General features: G+C 50.6%; 18 protein-coding genes. 10 read left to right on the top strand and 8 right to left on the bottom strand.

Going from position 1 to position 17891, the window contains the following annotated elements; translation table 11 throughout:
• The first annotated feature begins 44 nt into the window (after positions 1–44).
• The gene (locus CFLAV_RS11270; RefSeq protein WP_150107364.1) at positions 45–635 is read left to right on the top strand and encodes a hypothetical protein; all 591 of its coding nucleotides are present in this window, start codon (positions 45–47) and stop codon (positions 633–635) included.
• A 16-nt stretch (positions 636–651) separates the two neighbouring features.
• Complete coding sequence (locus tag CFLAV_RS11265) at positions 652–2223, top strand: NAD(P)/FAD-dependent oxidoreductase (RefSeq protein ID WP_007414847.1); 1572 nt, start codon at positions 652–654, stop codon at positions 2221–2223.
• A gap of 48 nt (positions 2224–2271) precedes the next feature.
• On the opposite strand, the gene CFLAV_RS11260 is transcribed toward CFLAV_RS11265, so the two are convergent.
• Positions 2272–3297: a radical SAM protein gene (locus CFLAV_RS11260; protein ID WP_007414846.1), complete on the bottom strand. Its 1026-nt coding sequence runs from the start codon at positions 3295–3297 to the stop codon at positions 2272–2274.
• A 171-nt stretch (positions 3298–3468) separates the two neighbouring features.
• On the opposite strand from CFLAV_RS11260, the gene CFLAV_RS34060 reads away from it, so the two are divergent.
• Positions 3469–4155 (top strand): glycosyltransferase family 2 protein, encoded by a 687-nt coding sequence (locus CFLAV_RS34060; RefSeq protein ID WP_007414845.1) that lies wholly within the window; start codon positions 3469–3471, stop codon positions 4153–4155.
• 5 nt (positions 4156–4160) lie between these two features.
• On the opposite strand, the gene CFLAV_RS11245 is transcribed toward CFLAV_RS34060, so the two are convergent.
• The gene (locus CFLAV_RS11245) at positions 4161–4850 is read right to left on the bottom strand and encodes a methyltransferase domain-containing protein (protein WP_007414844.1); all 690 of its coding nucleotides are present in this window, start codon (positions 4848–4850) and stop codon (positions 4161–4163) included.
• A 20-nt stretch (positions 4851–4870) separates the two neighbouring features.
• Between CFLAV_RS11245 and CFLAV_RS11240 the strand changes: the two genes are divergently transcribed.
• The 4 genes from CFLAV_RS11240 (at position 4871) to CFLAV_RS11225 (ending at position 7298) form a co-directional block, all read left to right on the top strand.
• Positions 4871–5266, top strand: coding sequence for a hypothetical protein (locus tag CFLAV_RS11240; RefSeq protein ID WP_007414843.1), 396 nt, complete (start codon positions 4871–4873; stop codon positions 5264–5266).
• Positions 5267–5337: 71 nt separating this feature from the next.
• Positions 5338–6267 carry a thioredoxin-disulfide reductase gene (gene trxB, locus CFLAV_RS11235; protein ID WP_007414842.1) on the top strand — a complete coding sequence of 310 codons (930 nt, stop codon included), beginning with the start codon at positions 5338–5340 and terminating at the stop codon, positions 6265–6267.
• 23 nt (positions 6268–6290) lie between these two features.
• Positions 6291–6617 (top strand): rhodanese-like domain-containing protein, encoded by a 327-nt coding sequence (locus CFLAV_RS34055; RefSeq protein ID WP_007414841.1) that lies wholly within the window; start codon positions 6291–6293, stop codon positions 6615–6617.
• 66 nt (positions 6618–6683) lie between these two features.
• Entirely contained in the window at positions 6684–7298 is a 615-nt protein-coding gene (locus CFLAV_RS11225; protein ID WP_007414840.1) for a DUF4337 domain-containing protein, read from the top strand.
• 2 nt (positions 7299–7300) lie between these two features.
• On the opposite strand, the gene CFLAV_RS11220 is transcribed toward CFLAV_RS11225, so the two are convergent.
• From CFLAV_RS11220 to CFLAV_RS11200, 4 genes are all read right to left on the bottom strand, one after another.
• Positions 7301–7993, bottom strand: coding sequence for a response regulator transcription factor (locus CFLAV_RS11220; protein WP_007414839.1), 693 nt, complete (start codon positions 7991–7993; stop codon positions 7301–7303).
• Positions 7994–7995: 2 nt separating this feature from the next.
• Positions 7996–9813 (bottom strand): sensor histidine kinase, encoded by a 1818-nt coding sequence (locus tag CFLAV_RS32185; RefSeq protein ID WP_007414838.1) that lies wholly within the window; start codon positions 9811–9813, stop codon positions 7996–7998.
• Positions 9814–9873: 60 nt separating this feature from the next.
• Positions 9874–11220 (bottom strand): hypothetical protein, encoded by a 1347-nt coding sequence (locus CFLAV_RS11210; protein WP_150107363.1) that lies wholly within the window; start codon positions 11218–11220, stop codon positions 9874–9876.
• Between the two features lie 132 nt (positions 11221–11352).
• The gene (locus tag CFLAV_RS11200; RefSeq protein ID WP_007414835.1) at positions 11353–12387 is read right to left on the bottom strand and encodes a TIM barrel protein; all 1035 of its coding nucleotides are present in this window, start codon (positions 12385–12387) and stop codon (positions 11353–11355) included.
• Positions 12388–12481: 94 nt separating this feature from the next.
• Between CFLAV_RS11200 and CFLAV_RS11195 the strand changes: the two genes are divergently transcribed.
• Entirely contained in the window at positions 12482–13384 is a 903-nt protein-coding gene (locus CFLAV_RS11195) for a D-hexose-6-phosphate mutarotase (protein WP_007414834.1), read from the top strand.
• A gap of 11 nt (positions 13385–13395) precedes the next feature.
• On the opposite strand, the gene CFLAV_RS11190 is transcribed toward CFLAV_RS11195, so the two are convergent.
• Together CFLAV_RS11190 and CFLAV_RS11185 are read right to left on the bottom strand one after the other, a co-directional pair.
• Positions 13396–14979, bottom strand: coding sequence for an FAD-dependent oxidoreductase (locus CFLAV_RS11190; protein ID WP_007414833.1), 1584 nt, complete (start codon positions 14977–14979; stop codon positions 13396–13398).
• Between the two features lie 9 nt (positions 14980–14988).
• The gene (locus CFLAV_RS11185) at positions 14989–15519 is read right to left on the bottom strand and encodes a phage regulatory CII family protein (RefSeq protein WP_202796886.1); all 531 of its coding nucleotides are present in this window, start codon (positions 15517–15519) and stop codon (positions 14989–14991) included.
• Positions 15520–15716: 197 nt separating this feature from the next.
• On the opposite strand from CFLAV_RS11185, the gene CFLAV_RS11180 reads away from it, so the two are divergent.
• Together CFLAV_RS11180 and CFLAV_RS11175 are read left to right on the top strand one after the other, a co-directional pair.
• Positions 15717–16277 carry an NfeD family protein gene (locus CFLAV_RS11180; protein WP_007414831.1) on the top strand — a complete coding sequence of 187 codons (561 nt, stop codon included), beginning with the start codon at positions 15717–15719 and terminating at the stop codon, positions 16275–16277.
• A gap of 13 nt (positions 16278–16290) precedes the next feature.
• Complete coding sequence (locus CFLAV_RS11175) at positions 16291–17862, top strand: flotillin family protein (protein ID WP_007414830.1); 1572 nt, start codon at positions 16291–16293, stop codon at positions 17860–17862.
• The last annotated feature ends 29 nt before the right edge of the window (positions 17863–17891 follow it).

The following is a 17891-nucleotide window of genomic DNA, read 5'->3' as shown; positions in this document are numbered from 1 at the left end:
TTTATGAAGTTGTCATAAGACGGCATTTTGCGTATTATGACTTCATGATAACAAGCAAAACCTATCTACACCAGAAACTACTGACGTGCGTGGTAATTTTGTTGGGACTGAGTCAAATCGCGCGCGCGGCTGACCTCACAGCCTTTGATTTGATCAAGGAAGGGAATCGCTATATTGGCGAAGAATCAAAGGACAAAGTTGTTCAAATTCGTTCAGAAAAATCAGTTGGATCTCTGACCCCTAACATTTGGTACATTGTTTATTACGATCCAGATGCTACTTTCAAGGCAACCCAGGTAAAATTCGGCGCAGGTAAGAAATTGGAGTTAAAACACCCCATGCGCATGCTCGAACCAGTTACGGGTGAAGACAAAAAACTGGATCGCAAGAAAATGAACGTGGATTCCGACAAGGCTTTAAAGACCGCAACGAGCGAGCCTTTGCTTGCGAATCTAAAGCTGACAGCCTCGCAAATGTGGCTGCAACGCGGCGAAGAGGGCCCGGTTTGGAAAGTTCGCCTATGGGCAACAAAACTCAGAAATCCTGAGCGGGATGCTGACGTCGGCGATGTTTATGTATCAGCTGATGATGGCAAAGTCGTGCGCAGTGATTTGCATATCAACAAAGTCGATTAAGGGAAAATAATTCCAGATGGCCGCGCCAACCAGGGGAAATGTTTATGATGTGGTAGTTATCGGCGGTGCGTTGTCTGGTGCGTCGACCGCAATCCTGCTCCTGCGCGAACGTCCCGGGCTGCGGATTTTGATTGTTGAAAAATCCGCGGCTTTTACGCGCCGGGTAGGGGAGGCGACAGTTGAGATCAGTACCTACTTCCTTACTCATTCCCTGGGGCTCATGCAGTATTTGAATGAGACTCATTTGAATAAGCAGGGCCTAAGGTTTTGGTTCGCAAATGAGCAGTCGAAGACACTGGCTGAGGGCAGCGAGATAGGCGGCCGCTACATGGCGCGTGTGCCGGCTTTTTTAGTGGATCGTGCCACGATGGATGAAGAGGTGCTTCGCCGTGCCTGCGGGATGGGGGCAGAGCTGTGTCGAATGGCCAACGTGCAGACAGTCGAATTGGCAGCTGGTGGCAATCAGAAAATCAGCATTAAATATCAGGATCGACTGGAACAAGTTGAGTCACGGTGGGTGGTTGATGCCTCGGGGGTGGCTGCGACTCTGGCGCGCCAGCAAGGGTGGTGGAGGGCCAATACCGAGCATCCAACAACCTCAGTATGGTCCCGCTGGAAGGGCGTAAAGGATTGGGATGGTATTGATCTCGCGAAAAAATTTCCCTGTTGGGCGAAGGCTTGTTACGGAACTCGAGGAACAGCCACAAACCACTTGATGGGGGATGGCTGGTGGGCCTGGATGATTGCACTCAAAGGCGGCGATGTAAGTATTGGCGTGGTATTTGATCAGCGCATTGTGAACTGGCCGGAAGGAGGATCCATGGGCCAGCGCCTGAAGGAGTTCCTGTTAAAACATCCCGTTGCCAGGGAATTAATGGCTGATGCTGAATGGACTGAGGGCGACGTTCATTGGCGGAAAAATCTTCCATACTTGAGCACGACCTTCGCGGGTGACGGTTTTTCGTTGGTTGGCGATGCTGCCGGGTTTATTGATCCGTTTTATAGTCCGGGGATGGATTGGATCGCCTTCACCGCCACATGTACGGCGCAGTTGATTTTGGCGCAGCAACGAGGGGAATCAATTGCCGCAAAGCTCCAGATGAACAATCTTAACTTCAGCAACTCGTACAAGCGTTGGTTCGAGGCTATTTATCAGGATAAATATGAGTATATCGGGGATTATGAATTGCTTCGCCTGGCTTTCCTGATGGATCTTGGTTGTTACTACCTTGGAGTGGCTTCCCAGCCTTTCAAACGGGGAGTTGTTGGATTGACGGAACCTATATTTACAACAACGCCGTCAATTCCATTCTATTATTTCATCCGCACCTATAATCGGAGATTTGCGAAAATGGCCCGCTCACGGCGAGCCCGGAACTGCCTTGGAGCAAAAAATAATGGTCGCCGGTTTATGTTTAAAGGCTACAGCTTTGCTCCCGGTAGTGCCATGCCTATTGTGAAGGCTATCGCCGGATGGGGATTGTTGGAATTGAAGGAGGGTTGGAGAACCTGGTTCCAATCGAAAAAAAAGGTGTCTGCGGTTCCTGGGCCCATGCACGATACAGCCATTGTCAGACCCTCGCCCTAGTCTCTACTTTTGCCCGACTCTACCTGTCAGTTTAATCTTTCTCCAACATCAGGCTGCTGTCGCGATCGTTTTGGCTGCGCATGAGTTGGAGCCAGCTCTCGTCTTGTAAAAGGCAGCAAGCCCCTGGCGGGAAGGTTTTAGACCTTCGGCTGCGATTGCATTTAGAATGCGTTCCTCGGTCATGATAAACCTGTCCCGTTTATAAAGCAGGTAATCGCCGCGCACATCTGAAGGCGTCATATTAATCGTAACCAGGTTAGCACCGGTTCGCAGACCCCGGCGGTAACCGCTGCCGGGCTCTGCGAGATTTAAAGCACTGACCGCGGGGATGACCCAGTCTGGTTTCATCAGACGCAAAGCGGCCATGCAATTTAAGGTTAGGTCAATGCTTGCAAGAGGTGACGAGGAAAGCGGAGTTTCATCGCCAGGTATAAAAGGACTGACGCTACAGCCATCCAAAGGAAGTGTTCGAGCCAGCGCAAAATTTGAGAGGAGTTCCTCTTTCGTTTGCCCGGGAAGCCCGGAAATAAATCCTGAACTCACCTTCCATCCTGAAGCAGACAGACGGCGGATGTGCTCGATTCGCTCCTTGTAAGTTCCAGGTGCTGTCATTTTCGAGTAGAGAGCGGGATCCGCGATCTCGTACTTTATGATGTAAATGCCAGCCCCGGCATTTTTCAGTTCCGTGTAAAGCGAATCATCCAATGTCCCCAGACAGACGCTGATGCCCAAGGGCGTCTCGCGTCGAAGCGTGTTGATGAGTGGCAGTACGACCTCTCTGACCACCACGGGATCTTCGCCTGACTGTATGTTGATGTCAGTAATGCTGGCGGGACGATGGTGAATAATCAACTCCGCCAACTTATCGTGATCGGCCCGGAAACGCGCCAGATTTCGGTTGTCGCGGCGCATGCCGCAGTAGGCACAGTTTTCGCGGCAGAAATTGGAAACCTCCACGACTCCTCTTAGGAACACCGCGTTTCCAAACTGTTCGGCAGCAATCTTTGTTGCGCGTGAATGTAGCGCTTCTTGTGCTTCACCTTGAGACCAAATCTGCTCACTGGTTGGCATCATCGCATCGTAAGTCACTCCGCAAGTAAAAGGTGTACAAGGAAATATCGCAAACCCTAAATTGACTGCGAGGGAAACACCCCAGATGGGGAGGGGAATTTACCTCCCGGACAAATCATCGATAAATGTGGCGAAATCACTCGACACTGCCGGTGCGTTCCCTAGCTTTTGCGCATGAATTGGCCGGTTGAATGTATCGTAATCATTCCTTGTTTGAACGAGGGAGCAACCATTTCCGGTCTGGTGGAACAGGTGAAAAGGGTTTTGCCACATATTGTTGTCGTAGATGACGGCTCCAATGATGACACCGCCCAAAACGCCAGAAACGCTGGTGCCCAGGTGATTCGGCATGAGAGAACACTTGGAAAGGGTGCTGCATTACAAACAGGTACGAAATATGCCAGGCAAAAAGGTGTTGGTTGGGTGTTAACCATGGACGGGGATGGGCAGCATGCCCCGGAGGATGTTTCGAGTCTGCTTTCCGCAGCCGAGGAAGGTGGCGCAGATCTTATTATTGGGAACCGAATGGCCGATACTCACACCATGCCCTGGATAAGAAGGATGGTGAATCGTTGGATGAGTGGACAGCTCTCCAGACTGGCCGGTATTTCCATTCCTGATTCACAGTGCGGATTCCGTTTGATGCGGATGGAGCCATTATCAAGTTTATCCCTTGAGACAAGCCATTTTGAGATTGAGTCAGAAGTGCTCTGGGGCTTTATCCGCAGAAAGCTTCTGGTAAGGTTTGTACCAGTAAGGACTATTTACAAAGAAGAACGGAGTAAGATTCACCCGGTGAGAGATACCATTCGCTGGCTGCGCTGGTGGCGACATGCTCGGAGAAGCATTCGATCACGATGAAGTGGTTAGCACTTTCTTTGCGCCTGGAGCATGATTCTTGTGCCTGCGTACAGCCAGACCTTTGCTTCGGGAATGCCAGCTTCGTCGGCAAGGGATTTCCAATCGTTGACACGCCATCCTCTTTTGACGGAAAGAAGAGCATCTGATCTGAAATGAGCTGGCACTCCGGAGATTCTCAAAATAGCCTGCATGGCGAGGTAAAAAGCCAGGTTCCGATGCAGGTCGGTGATCAAAAGCAGCCCTCCAGTGGTTCTCCAAGCCTCTTTAAAATGGTTACGCACCTCTGAATCTGCCATGAAGTGGTGTGTCATTTGTGAGGCAATCACAACATCGAATGATTGTTCGCGGAAAGGCAACGCAAGCGCAGAGCCCGCGACACAACCATCAGTTCCAGAAAGTTTAAGCGCGCGAGGATTTAAATCAAAATTGGTGACTTTCCAGTCCCAACCCATTTCCGATGCCCATCCAGCCAGTTGTTTGGTCAGGAAACCATCTCCAGCACCAAGATCCAACAAGGAGAGTTTCCGGCATCTGATTTCCCCCAGAAAATGGGGCACCAAAGTCTGGAAAGAACGGGCAAGCATGAAAAGACGGTTAAAACGCCCGAGAATTCGATAACCCTCAACCAGATCAGCCTGTGGCCGGTCAGGCTCATCGAAATATTCTGCTTGCAGGGTGCGGCGTTTCAAAAACATGCTCTTGCTGTACGGACACAATGACTGACACACAAGCTAAAGTCGCTCCGCAACATACTTTGTTGCGCCGGGTGCTCACCCGCATCCTATCGTTTCTGATTTTTGCGGCAATCGTTGGATGGATAATTAATTTTGCGATTCATTTTGCGAACAAACCTGCCGGGCCGGCGGGATTTGCGCGCGGCATAGTACATGGGGCGTTAATGCCGGCGGCCCTTCCCAATCTTGTTATTGGAAACGATGTGCCAATCTATGCAGCCAACAATACTGGCCGAACCTATAAGCTCGGCTATACCGTGGGAGTCAACGGTTGCGGACTCATTTTCTTCGGGGTGTTCTTTTGGCGCGTGAATAGATGGCGGAAGAAGCAATTATCGGGCGGAGCGCAGGTCCTGAAGGACAGGGGATCTCCTTAATTATCGTGGTTATGGATTGTGTATCCATACTTGCCATTTTTGCAGGTTAAATTTACCTTTCGCCTCCTTATATGGAAAAAGTCGTCATTATTGGGACGGGTTGTGCCGGATTAACCGCGGCTCTTTATACTGCTCGTGCCAACCTGCAGCCATTGGTATTGACTGGTTTGCATCCCGGTGGACTCCTGACGACAACCAGCATTGTCGAAAACTTTCCAGGGTTCCCTGAGGGCATCGATGGCTACGAATTAATGGTCCGCATGCAGAAACAAGCCGAGCGCTTTGGTGCGCGCATCAAATTTGCCACGGTGGAGAAGGTCGATTTTACCAAACAGCCTTACACCCTCATCATCGATGGTGAAACGGTGCAGGCGGAAACTGTGATTATCGCCAGTGGCGCCGGGCATCGCCACCTTGGACTCGAGAGTGAAACCGAGTTGGAAAAGAAAGGGGTGACATATTGCGCGACTTGCGATGGTGCCTTGCCGATGTTCCGGCATCAACCTTTGGTGGTGGTGGGCGGGGGCGATTCCGCCTGCGAAGAAGCCATGTACCTGACCCGGTTTGCTTCCACCGTTTATCTCGTTCATCGTCGCGATTCCCTTCGTGCTTCAAAGATCATGGCCGATCGGACTCTGGCGAATCCCAAAATCAAGCCAGTCTGGGATTCTGTCGTTACGGAAGTCATGGATGTTAAACAGGACAAGGTGACGGGTGTTCGGCTGAAGAACCTTAAGACAAACGAAGAAAGCAAACTGGATTGTGCCGGCGTGTTTGTGGCGATTGGTCATGTGCCAAACACACAGCTTTTCAAGGGGATCATTGACATGGATGAGGCCGGTTACATTCTCCCAAAAGAGGGAACCAGGACTAATGTGGAAGGAGTCTTTGTGGCTGGTGATTGCGCCGATCAGGTATATCGCCAGGCCATCACGGCCGCCGGTCAAGGATGTGCTGCAGCGATCGAAGCGGAGCGGTATCTCGCTGCCAGGTCTGAGTAAAACAGATTCTTCACCCAAACCACATGGATATTCAGATATCAGCTTCCGAGCTCGCCGCCAAATTGCAAAAAGGCGAGAAACCTTTGCTGTTGGATGTTCGCGAACGGGAGGAGCACGAGTTTGTTTCGCTCCCTGATTCGACACTGATTCCCCTTGGCGAGATTATGCAAAGAGCGGCTGAGATCGAGTCGTGGAAGGGCAAGGAAGTGGTTGTTTACTGTCATCATGGAATGCGAAGTATGCACGCTATTTCCCGGCTTCAGATTTTGGGTTTTACCGATTTGCGAAATCTGCATGGCGGAATAGATGCATGGTCGGTCGAGGTCGATTCCTCGAAGCCGAGGTATTAATTCCAGTTTACGTGGTTCCCAAGCCTTATCATTCAATTTAAAAAATTCACTCCCAGGTTTTTGCATATGGATAAGTTGGACAATGAGATTAACGATCTAAAAGGGTTCATAGCCGATTTGAAGGCGGATCGCGCCGCCCAAAAGGAAAAGGAAAAGAAAGAGTCGTGGACTAAATATACCTCAATGTCGCTGGTTTTTATCGCGGTGCTTGCGGCCATTGCCACACAGTGGGCCGGCAAGTATTCCAGCCGCACTCTGGTTGAGTTGAACAATTCAACTTACGATCAAGCCCAAGCCTCTGGTGAATGGGGTTATTACCAGGCCAACTCCATTAAGCAGAATTTATATGAAGCCCTGCATGAAATAGCGCCGAAGGAGACGATGGCCGTCGATTCAAAAGGCTCGGATTTATTTAAAACAAAAATAGCCAAGTACGAAGCCTTGAAAAAGGACCAGAAGGAGAAAGCAGAGGTCTTACAGCAGCAAAGAGACGAAGCAAAGGCGAAGGCGCTGGATTCCAGTAAACATGGCAGCGGCATGGGAATGGCAACCTCAATCTTTCAAATTTCCATTGCCATGGGCTCGATCTGTTTGGTTACGAAAAAGAAATGGCTTTGGTATCTGTCGTTATTGCTCGCAGCAGGCGCCACGTGGCAGATGGTAAGCGTTTGGATGCATTAATTTCAGACCACCATTTTGTAACCAACACCATGAACGGTGACCAGGTGCTTCGGTTCAGCGCCGTTATCACCGAGCTTCTTTCGGAGTTGAACAATCACCTGGTCCAATGTGCGTGTAGTGCCGTAATAGCCGTAACCCCAAACGTCGTTTAAAAGGCGATCACGGGAGAGGACCTCTCCAGGGTGGCCGTGAAAGAGCTGGAGCAGTTTTAGTTCTCTGGCGGTAAGTTCTTCCTGGACCTTTCCTCGTCGCAATTCAAAAGTTCTCGGATCGATCGTTGCGTCACCAATTGTGAATGATTCTTTTCCTATCGATTCTGCCGCAGGTTTCTCTATCCGGCGCAACAAGGCCTGAATGCGTGCCAGCAGTTCACGGACGCCGAAGGGTTTCGTGACGTAATCGTCCGCCCCCAAATCCAAGCCAATCACTTTGTCAATCTCCTGTCCCTTGGCTGTGAGCATAAGAATGGGAGTATTTATTTTTTTTGCCCGGAGTTGTTTGCAGACATCGTATCCGCTTAGACCTGGAAGCATGACGTCCAGCACGATCAGGGCAGGGTGCAGCCGATTGAAGGCTTCCATCGCTTTATCGCCCCGATTACACAGGGCAACCTCATAGGATTCGCTCTTCAATACTTCTTCCAATCCCAAGGCGATGTGCGGGTCGTCTTCAATGATGAGTATCCGGGTTTTCATGTTTATTCCTGAATGATGGGCAGTCGCAATGTAAAGCAACTGCCACCGCCTTCACGACTCTGATTGATTACATCGCCGCCATGAGCTCGGGCTATTTGACGGGCCAGAGTAAGCCCCAGGCCAGAGCCTTGTATGCCACTGCCCAGGGAGTCATGAGCCCGATAAAACTGCTCGAAGATTTTATCCTCGGACCCTTTCGGAACTCCGATTCCACGATCCAAGATCTGGATTTCCGCATAAGGTAATGGTTCCTCCTTGCGATCCAGTATGATCGACACCTCCTTATTCTCAGCGGAATATTTTTCAGCATTGGAAAGCAGATTGACGATGACCTGTGCCAAGGCGTCGCGATCACCATTCACAAAAACAGGAGCATCCGGCAGGCTGGAATTGAGTTGAAAATGATTCGCTTCAAGATGATGGCGGTAATTTCCCGCCAGTTCAGTGATCAGTTCCAGCAGGTCGAGCTTTTGGATGCTGTACTTCTTTTCGCCTCGTTCCATGCGCGAGAAATCGAGCACATTGTTGATGAGGCGCGTTAATCGGGCCGCTTCAGCAGTGATGATATGAAGATAGGACCTCTGCTTTACAGGGTCGGCAATTCGTCCTTCCGCCAGTAATTCGGAGAACATGCGAATCGAGGTAAGAGGTGTTTTCAGCTCGTGCGATACGTTGCTCACAAAATCAGTTTTTTTCCGGGCAACGGCAAGCTGGCGACGAAGGTCGGTGACGATCAACAAACTTCCAAAGCCGATGGCACAGACTAAAACCGCAATCAATAGTCCCAACGTCAGCTTGAGAGTCCTGGCAGATTGACTCATTTTGGCCGGGTCGAGCAAATAGACGGCAATTTCCCAATGGGGCAGGGCTTCTCCAACTTCAGTGGCTACAAAAGGTCTTTTCCAAACGGTTTGAAATTTTTCCCGGGAGGTAGTTACCGGCCGGGCGTTGTCATCCAGCAAAGCCACTGCAATCTCGTCGCGCAGGGCGGGTTCCAAATGATCGATGATCGTTTTGAGTTCCTGCTTGATCCTAAGCAAGGAAAGCTGAGATCCAAAAATCATTTGTGGCGTTCCGGGAGGGCGATACCACACCAGGACATTTAAACGATTATCCACGAAGCGGGCAATGGTGCCCTCCGTAGCATCACCAACCAGTTGACGAAACTCAGCTTCCGATGCGGAAACCTTGGAATACAGTTGCGAGTCGCTTTCGTTTTGTTGGGATGCCTGCTGTTGGGGCATGACGTTGCGCATGCCCTGGGACTTTAAAGTGTTCTTGTAATCAACAGGGCTCGAGGAATTTTGGCCTAAATTGAGGAAATTGTTGCCAAGTTGCGGCTGCTGTTCCGGTTGCGATGAATTACTATAGTTTTTGCCCAAATTATTAAGCTTGCTTGCATTCCAATAAACCTCGGCACTTTCAGAGTTACACAAGAATTTGCTGTTCTGTTCGCGAAAGGTCCGTGCCGTCGGACTGGCATAGGGAGTGGGGCAAAGGATATTGCCTTCCAAAGTAACCACAAAGCCAATTTCGCTTATGGACCAATTTGTCCGGAGTCTGTCGTTAAAGGAAGTGGGAAGGGTTCTGGTTTTATCTTCAGCGAGTAACGCTTCCACCTGCTGTCCGAATTGATGTTGCATCTCAGCCAGAACGTTCTCCGCATCCTTCGCCAGGCCGTCTGTTACCTGTTGATAAAGCAGGGATTGCTGACGCTCGATGACAAATTGCTGGTCGCGTAAAGAACGTACTGCCAGCCAGGCAAGAACGAGGCTGGGCAGAAACACGGCGGCAATAAATACGAGCGCTACTTTTTTCATGGCACTCGGGGTGATAGTCGGAGGTTTTCTGCCATTAGTCCAGTCTGTGAGCAGGACAAATTAATCACTGGCTTTCACCTTGGTCAGGAGCGCCTGCAGCCGGGAATTGTCCATGTTGGTGAAGGAAATGCTTTCGAGAGCCTTGTAAAATGCCGGTTCAGCAAATCGTCCCAATTTCTTCAGTGCGGCTTGAGCTTCGTCTCCTGCTTGCGCATCACCTTGACCGGCTTTAAGCAGTTTGGCAGCAAGATTATGTTGAATGTCAGGCGGAATTATTTCAGCGCGGCCCACCATAACACGAACGAGTTCCTTCGGTTGGGGCTTGATGGTGATGGGTAAGGTGCCATCCGTCCATGGTCTTGGAAGAATGTACAGCACCCTCATGCCTTCCTCCTCCAACCAGGAATCTTTCCAGGTGTTTACCATCGCTTTTGCTTCCTTGGGAAACAAACCTTGCGCAACCAGGGATGATGCCAACTCTTTGGCTAAATCCTTTTTGAAGGTTTCCATGGGTAAGAGGCTGGCAGCTTTGTCGAAGGGCACAGAGATGGATTGGTGCGGCGCCAGGCTGGCAAGATGACTAAACTTTCCGCTCTGGCCGCTTACCGTAATCACAAAGAGATGGGGGAGAGCCGAAGCGTCATTGTTCGTAAGCGTGATGTGGTCCTCAGAAGGCATGGTCACTTTTAGAGGTGTGGCAAAGTTGCCCACCCCACGGTAAAAGAGAAATTTATCATATTCATAAGCTGAGTTGGTAGGCGAAAGAGATCGAGTCCGAGCCAACAGGGAATCAGTCGCGCGGGCGGCAAAATAATGACTTCCCGAAGCATCGGTAAGCAGTTCTGAACTTGCGCCTCGTGATGAAGCTTTGGGACTGATTTGGATGTTGGCCCAATGGGCCATGCTATTGGTTACATCCTTTGCCCCAAAGTAATCAGCCAAGGACACGTTTGTCAGCGCCCCAACTTGATGGATCATTCTGTCGGCTGATGTTAAAGTCGAATTTCTGGGCACGAATGAAGGGCCTATCTCCGCGACTTGAGGGTACCATTCTGTAATAATCCCGCGCGGAAACTGAACAGTTACGTCCACAGTTTGTTCCTGCTTGCCGTAGAAGTATATCACGGGGGTTTCCATCCGTTGCAGGCTCATCATGGAACCTTTGCCAAATGCGAACAGCCCACCTGCCTGGAGGTTCAATCCTGGCTTCGTCCAGTTATGCACGAAGCCTGGCAGCTTCGAGGTTTGCAATGGTTTCCAGCTCAGCAATATACCATCTCCCCCTTGCACCGAGGTAAAAGTGCCCCATTCATGAACCGTAATATCATCTTTATGGCTGCCCATGAAACCAGCGCATGCCAATACAAGACTGCAGAGTAACGACGCGCAGAAAAGTTTTGCTTTCATACCTCAATGTAACTTGCGGTTCGAAATTAGATGTCATCAGCCGGTAAATGAATTGTAAAAAAAGTGTAAGACTGGATGGAACGAAAAAGGGCGCCTTGAAGGCGCCCATATTGCTGAAGACTGGTTGATGGTTTACTTGCCCAGCAAATGCTCAATGACGTGCTGGTCCAAGGCCTGGTAATCACGATCCGCAATCATCTGTCTGGCTTTGGATTCGTTGTAAGTGCGAGCCTTCTCCACCAACTTAAGGAAGGTGCGACGGCTGTTATCCAGATGCGCCACCCAATGTTCCGGCTTGGTGGTGCGGAAGGGGTGAACATCGAAACAGACATACTCGCCATTGCTGCCATATTTGTTTTGCTCCAAGACGCGAACCTGGTTAAAGGCGCTGCGCAGGTTCGTGCTGCCGAATGGTTTGTCCTGGTCAAATTTCAAGCCGTTCTGATCATTCAAATGGAGGGACCAAAGCTTGTCGAACGACATGGCAAAGGCAATTTCGTCAGAAGGATCCAGTCCAGCCAATGTGCAGTGGGCGCTCTCGATCAAAGCTCCGACCCGTTTTGGATCACGGGTTTGTTGAGCGATGGCCAACGCATGGCCAATGGTAGGAACATAGGCGTGGTCCATGGGCTCATTCGGCTTGGGCTCAATCGCAAGTCGGATGCGCTTGTCGTGAGCAAGCATCTTGTCCATTGCTTCAACCAAATACTCCACGCCCTTGCGGGGATTCTTGGATTCGCGCACGTAAGTACCTTCGCGGGCGAGCCAAAGCACGATCAAGTCGGTATCAAGGATACGGGCAATATCGATGGTTCGCAGAGAACGATCAATGGCATATTGGCGATGCTTGGGGTTGTTACTCGTGTAAGCGCCATCGATAGTGTTGGGACTAAACCAGAGTCGTGGCGCCACCATTTCGGCGGCAATACCCTCGCCGTCCAATTTCTTTTTTAGCTCCCTGGTTGCCTTGCGGATTTCTGCTTCCGATTTGGAGTCAATATCGGGCACAGCATCATCGTCATGAAACATCATCGCGTCAAAACCCAGACGTTTCAGTTCACCCAGTTTCCAATCGAAAGTTTGAGGCGGGCGGGTGGTGGGGCCATAGGGGTCCCAACCTTCGCTGAGATTCCAAGGTCCGAAACAAAATTTATATTTTTGGGACATAACGTGCCGAGAAAGTAGCGAGGTTTGCGCAAAAATGGAAAGGGAAAATGATTGGAATGCGGAGTCAGATTGATAAATAGTTGTGGAACAAATTATGGCTACTGGCAAGGAATTGGAGTTCAAAAACAAATTGGATGTGTCTGGACGCGTGTGTTTTCTGAAGGGCACTGGCGATCTTGCGAAGCTCAGCATCACGACGAAATGGAGTTCTGCTGAGATTTATCTCCATGGCGCTCATATCACTCATTTTAAAAAGAAGAATGAAGAACCGTTGCTCTTCCTAAGCCAGGAGAGCCGATTTGAGGAAGGCCAGGCCATTCGAGGAGGCATACCGATAATCTTCCCATGGTTTGGCGCCAAAGAGGGATTTCCGGCCCACGGGTTTGCGCGAGTGAAGGATTGGGTATTGAAGGAGATCGTCATGACTCGCGAAGGCAGCGTGGAACTGCATTTCAGCCTGCCCGACAGCGAAAAACCGGAAGGGGTTCCGTTTGATTTGGACTATACGGTGTCGGTCGGTGAAACTTTGCGACTCCGGCTGATTGTCATAAACAAATCCCCGGACAGAGAGTTCGTTTATGAGGATTGCCTGCATTCATACTTTAATATTGGAGGCGTCAATTCCGTTGGTATCAGTGGCCTCAAAGGCGTGAATTATCGGGACAAGGTAGCGGACTTTGCGGAAAAAACCGAGACGGCAGAGATCATCAAGATTAGCTCCGAGGTCGATCGTGTTTACATGGACACATTGAGCACTGTGGAAATTCATGATCCTGCCCTTCGCCGAAAAATCCGGATTGAAAAAGAAAACTCCACATCGACGGTGGTTTGGAATCCGTGGATTGCCAAAGCGCAGGCATTGCCGGATTTCGGCAATGAGGAATATCAAAAAATGGTCTGTGTTGAATCGGGCAATTTGGGAAAAAACAAGGTAAGCCTTGCACCCGGAAAATCCGCCGTTCTGAAGGTGGAAATCTCCAGCAGCAGCAGTTTATAATTCCCAACGGATCATTTTTTCTGCTTTGGTGGATTGCCTTTCCACTCAAGCACCTGATTCTCTGCGAGCAACTGCTGTTGCAATTTCTTGAGGTCGATTTTTTGCAAGGCAGCATTTTCATCAATGGCTTCGCAGGCTGCAGCTGCCGATGATTGCCCCAACACCATAAAGACCGGCTCCATGCGAATGGAACCATATGCTATGTGAGAAGAGGCAAGGCAAATTGGGACCAATAGATTGTCACACTCGGTTGCCATGGGAATGATTGAACGGTAGGAAATGGGGTAGGGAGGGAAGCCGCCGACTTGCACATCGCCTTCGTTTTCCACATGCCCATTCTTCACAAGCCGCTGGCAATTGTGCGAATCCATTGTGTAGGCAGCCAGGCCAATTACATCTTCGGCCTTAATCTCGCCGCGACAGTTGTGTTCCGTCATCACATAGTCGGAGATCATGCGCCGCGCTTCACGTATGTACAATTGATGTGGCCATCCTTCGGTGTCGCAAAACTCATCCTTCGCCAGACCCCATGATTGCATCTCTTTGCGAAGGCTTTCCGGCAAGCGTGGGCTGGTGGCGAGAAAATGGAAAAATCCACGGGTATAATCCTCGTGTTCCTTCCAGATCTTTGCACGCGTCGCATAATCTGCATCCGGGTATTCGTAATCCGCGCCGATAAAGTCGGTGGAGAAGGCACCATTGTTGTTAATATCTGTCTTCCCCTCGGGCATGGGCTGAATGTGCATCAATTCACCGAGCTTGGGCGATTTGCCGGCAGCGATCTGGGCTTCGACATATCGCGCCAATAATTCGTAACGGGCAGGATCGTAGTTTGGAGGCGGGGCAATTGGACGCCAGTTCGCAGGGTTCTGAGTGATGCACATGCGGAAGTTGTAAGCTTGTACTGCATGATCACCAGCTCCAGGCATGCCTCCATCGCCAGGTTGAACTAAAGGAATCAACCCGCTCGATGATTCACCACGTTTTACATAGGGATCAACTGATACCCCAAACTGATGCTTGGGGGTTGTTGCGCGCACGCCATTCAGGGTTTCCTTGTACTTCGAATTTGCTTCGCGACCCACAGTGTATGAAACTCCCGCTTTGGCCATCAGGTCACCTTCATAGCTGGCATCGATGAACACCCTGGCGCGATAAGTTTTGCCGTTCTCCATGGTGAGCTCCGTGATCCGAAGGCCATCCTTTTTCACATGGGCAAGACGTTGCTGAAAATAAACCGGCACCTTCGCCTCGTTTACGAAGTCGAAGAATATTTGTTCTGCTACGCTGGGTACAAGTTGCCATTGTTCTTCTTTTCCAAAGCGGCGGCCCATCTGACTATAAAATTCGCGGGAAATGCCACCGATGGCTCCCTTGTTACCAATATCTGTTTGACTCAGGCCACCCGAAGTCATGCCACCGAGGTGGTTCCCAAACTCCGTCAGGACTACCTTTTTACCCAAACGGCTGGCCTCAACAGCAGCGACAACTCCCCCCGCAGTTCCTCCGTACACACATATGTCAGCATTGATGATTTCAGCGGCTGGCAGACTGCCGGCCAACAGGCAGCCATAGAGCGCGATAATTTTGAGCATAGATACAACTTACTTGCGCGGGTTCTGCTTCGGATTGCCCGGGGCTGTTCCAGGTGGATGAACTGTGGCTGCCTGGTCTTTGAGGCCGCGGAAATTTCCAGCTTCGCAGCACTGAACAAAACCTTCAGTAACGGATTTCAATTCCTCCCAGCGTGCACGAATATTACTGGCTTCTTCAGGCGTGATTTTATTATCAGCCACTGCATTTGCAATGACCGCGAGCAAATCGGCAAACTCCTGGATGATTTCGTTCGTGGCAGGAATCAGGAATTCCGGATGCGGATTGTGGGTCTTGGGATTCTTGATGAAGAATCCACCCGAGCGTTGGCAAATCCATTGCACGATCCGTGGGTCCCCGCTGCAACGTTGCAACGCTTCAATCCGGTCCAGGGGATTTGAGGTGCCGCTGCCGGCTGCCTCGTCTGGCGGTTCAGCCCACTTATAGATCATCGAAAGGGAAAGCCCCAGTTCAGCCGCGACCTGCTTGGCGCTGCACTTCTGGAACACTTCACGCAACAACTCATGGGATTGCATAGGCATCAAAATGCTAAGCCCTGACTATCTTGGCAAGCGTGAAGGAGGGATTATAAACGAATCCTGAGATTATAAGTGCGGACATTGGGATGCGTTTATATCGTTTTTCCAATGGAACATGGCTGTTTGGCCCAAGTGAATAAACTTGCTGGGTTTGCAGGTTTGGCTCAAGAATATGTACGGAAATCAAGAGGCTGGTAGCTATGGACTCAATTATTTATCTTATCTGTCTGGGTGTCGGTCTCGTATTCATGCTGGTCACCGCACTGCTCGGTCATGTGTTTGGCGGCGGGCATGACGCCCATGTGGGCGGAAGTCATGGTCACGCGGAGGCTGGCGCGGATTCCAGTGATATGCCGGGCGTTTCTGCGTTCAGCCCAAGCATGATCGCCGCCTTCATAACGGCATTTGGCGGGCTGGGCATCATCTTCAAACAAATTCCTGCGACCCAAAGTCCATTTATCAGCGCTCCGCTTGCCATTGCGGGAGGTTTTGCCATCGCTTACATGCTGCTGCTGTTTCTGCGACAGGTATTCAAAAAGACGCAGAGCACGAGTGAATCCAAAGTTGGTGCTGTTGTGGGTGCAGCCGCGCATGTTATCAGTCCCATTCCTGAGAACGGGGTGGGGGAGATCGCCTACGTACACGGGGGCACGCGTTACACAGCGCCCGCGCGTGAAGACAGTGGCATGCCCATTCCGAATGGCAGAACTGTAAAGGTTGTTCGGATAGTTGGTTCTCAGTTTTACGTCGTCGCCCTATAAGCAATAAACATTCATGCATATTCTCACCCTTAATCCAGCTATGAATCTGTTCCCCATGTTGGCTGATCTCGGTTCCGTCCTGTCCGGTGGAAAGATTGTGATATCCATTTTGGCCATTGTATTGGTCCTGATGGTGGTTTTGGTTACCTGGTTCAGCCGCTATACAAAAGTTGGCCCGAACCAGGTGCTGGTTGTTTCCGGACGTCCACACAAAGTCATCGAAGCGGACGGCACTGTTGCCACTCGTGGATTTCGCATCGTTAAAGGCGGCGGCACCTTCGTGCTGCCGGTGGTGGAGAAGGTTGATATTCTGTCACTGGAGTTGCTAACCATCGACGTGCAAACGCCCGAGGTTTACACGAGCAAAGGCGTGCCAGTGAAAGTAGACGGGGTCGCGCAGATCAAAGTCAAAGGAGATGACATTTCAATCGCGACCGCAGCAGAACAATTTCTTAGCAAGGCGACCGATGAAATCAAAAACATTGCCACCCAAACTCTGGAAGGGCATTTGCGTGCGATTCTCGGCACGATGACAGTGGAGGACATTTACCAAAACCGTGATGCTTTTGCTTCCAAAGTGCAGGAAGTTGCCGCGGGGGATATGGCCAACATGGGCTTGTCCATTGTGAGTTTCACGATTCGGGACATTCGTGATTCACAAGGCTATCTGGAAGCCTTGGGTAAACCTCGTATCGCCCAGGTAAAGCGGGATGCACAAATTGCGCAGGCGGAAGCGGACCGTGATGCCATGATTCGATCCGCTCAAGCCACGCAGGCAGGCCAGGAGGCTAAATTCGTGGCTGATACCAAGATCGCGGAAGCGCAACGGAATTATCAATCCAATGTGGCGCAGTACCAAGCGGCAGTTAATCAGAAGAAAGCCGAAGCAGACCTCGCTTATGACCTGCAAAAATTCAAAACGGGCCAGTTGGTAAAGGCGGAAGAAGTGCAGGTCAACATTATTGAGAAGCAAAAGCAGATCGAACTGCAACAGCAGGAAATTTTACGCAAGCAGCGTGAGTTGGAAGCCATGGTGCAGAAGCCGGCCGATGCCGAACGTTATCGGGTTGAAACATTGGCGAACGCGAAGAAATTCCAGCTTGAGACCGAAGCAGCGGGTGCTGCTGCTGCTACGAAGGCAACGGGCTTTGCCAATGCTGACGTGGCGAAAGCGACTGGTATGGCTGAAGCCGAAGCGAACAAAGCGCGCGGTCTGGCTGAAGCCGCCATTATTGAGGCTCAGGGAACTGCTACAGCCGAAGCCATGAAGTTGAAGGCCGAATCATTCAAGCAATACAACCAGGCTGCCATAATCGAAATGATAGTGCGCATATTGCCTGAGGTCGCAGGCAAGATCAGCGAGCCTTTGTCCAAGACTGAGAAGATTGTGATCATCAATAGTGGGGATGGTTCCGGGGGCGGAGCCAGCAAGCTGACCGGGGATGTCACTCAGATCATAAGTCAACTGCCTCCTGTGATCGAAAGTTTGACCGGCATCAAGTTTGAAAAGTTACTGGAACAGGTGCCTGCTCTCAGGAAGGCGATGGAAAAGGGCAATTCTGAAAATAACGAGGAGAAGACTTAGAGGCCAGAGGGAGGGATTGGTCTGAATGT

Origin of the sequence: Pedosphaera parvula Ellin514 (genome assembly GCF_000172555.1) — a bacterium.
In the GTDB taxonomy this organism is placed as follows: domain Bacteria; phylum Verrucomicrobiota; class Verrucomicrobiia; order Limisphaerales; family Pedosphaeraceae; genus Pedosphaera.
This window is presented reverse-complemented; position numbering and strand designations above follow the sequence as displayed.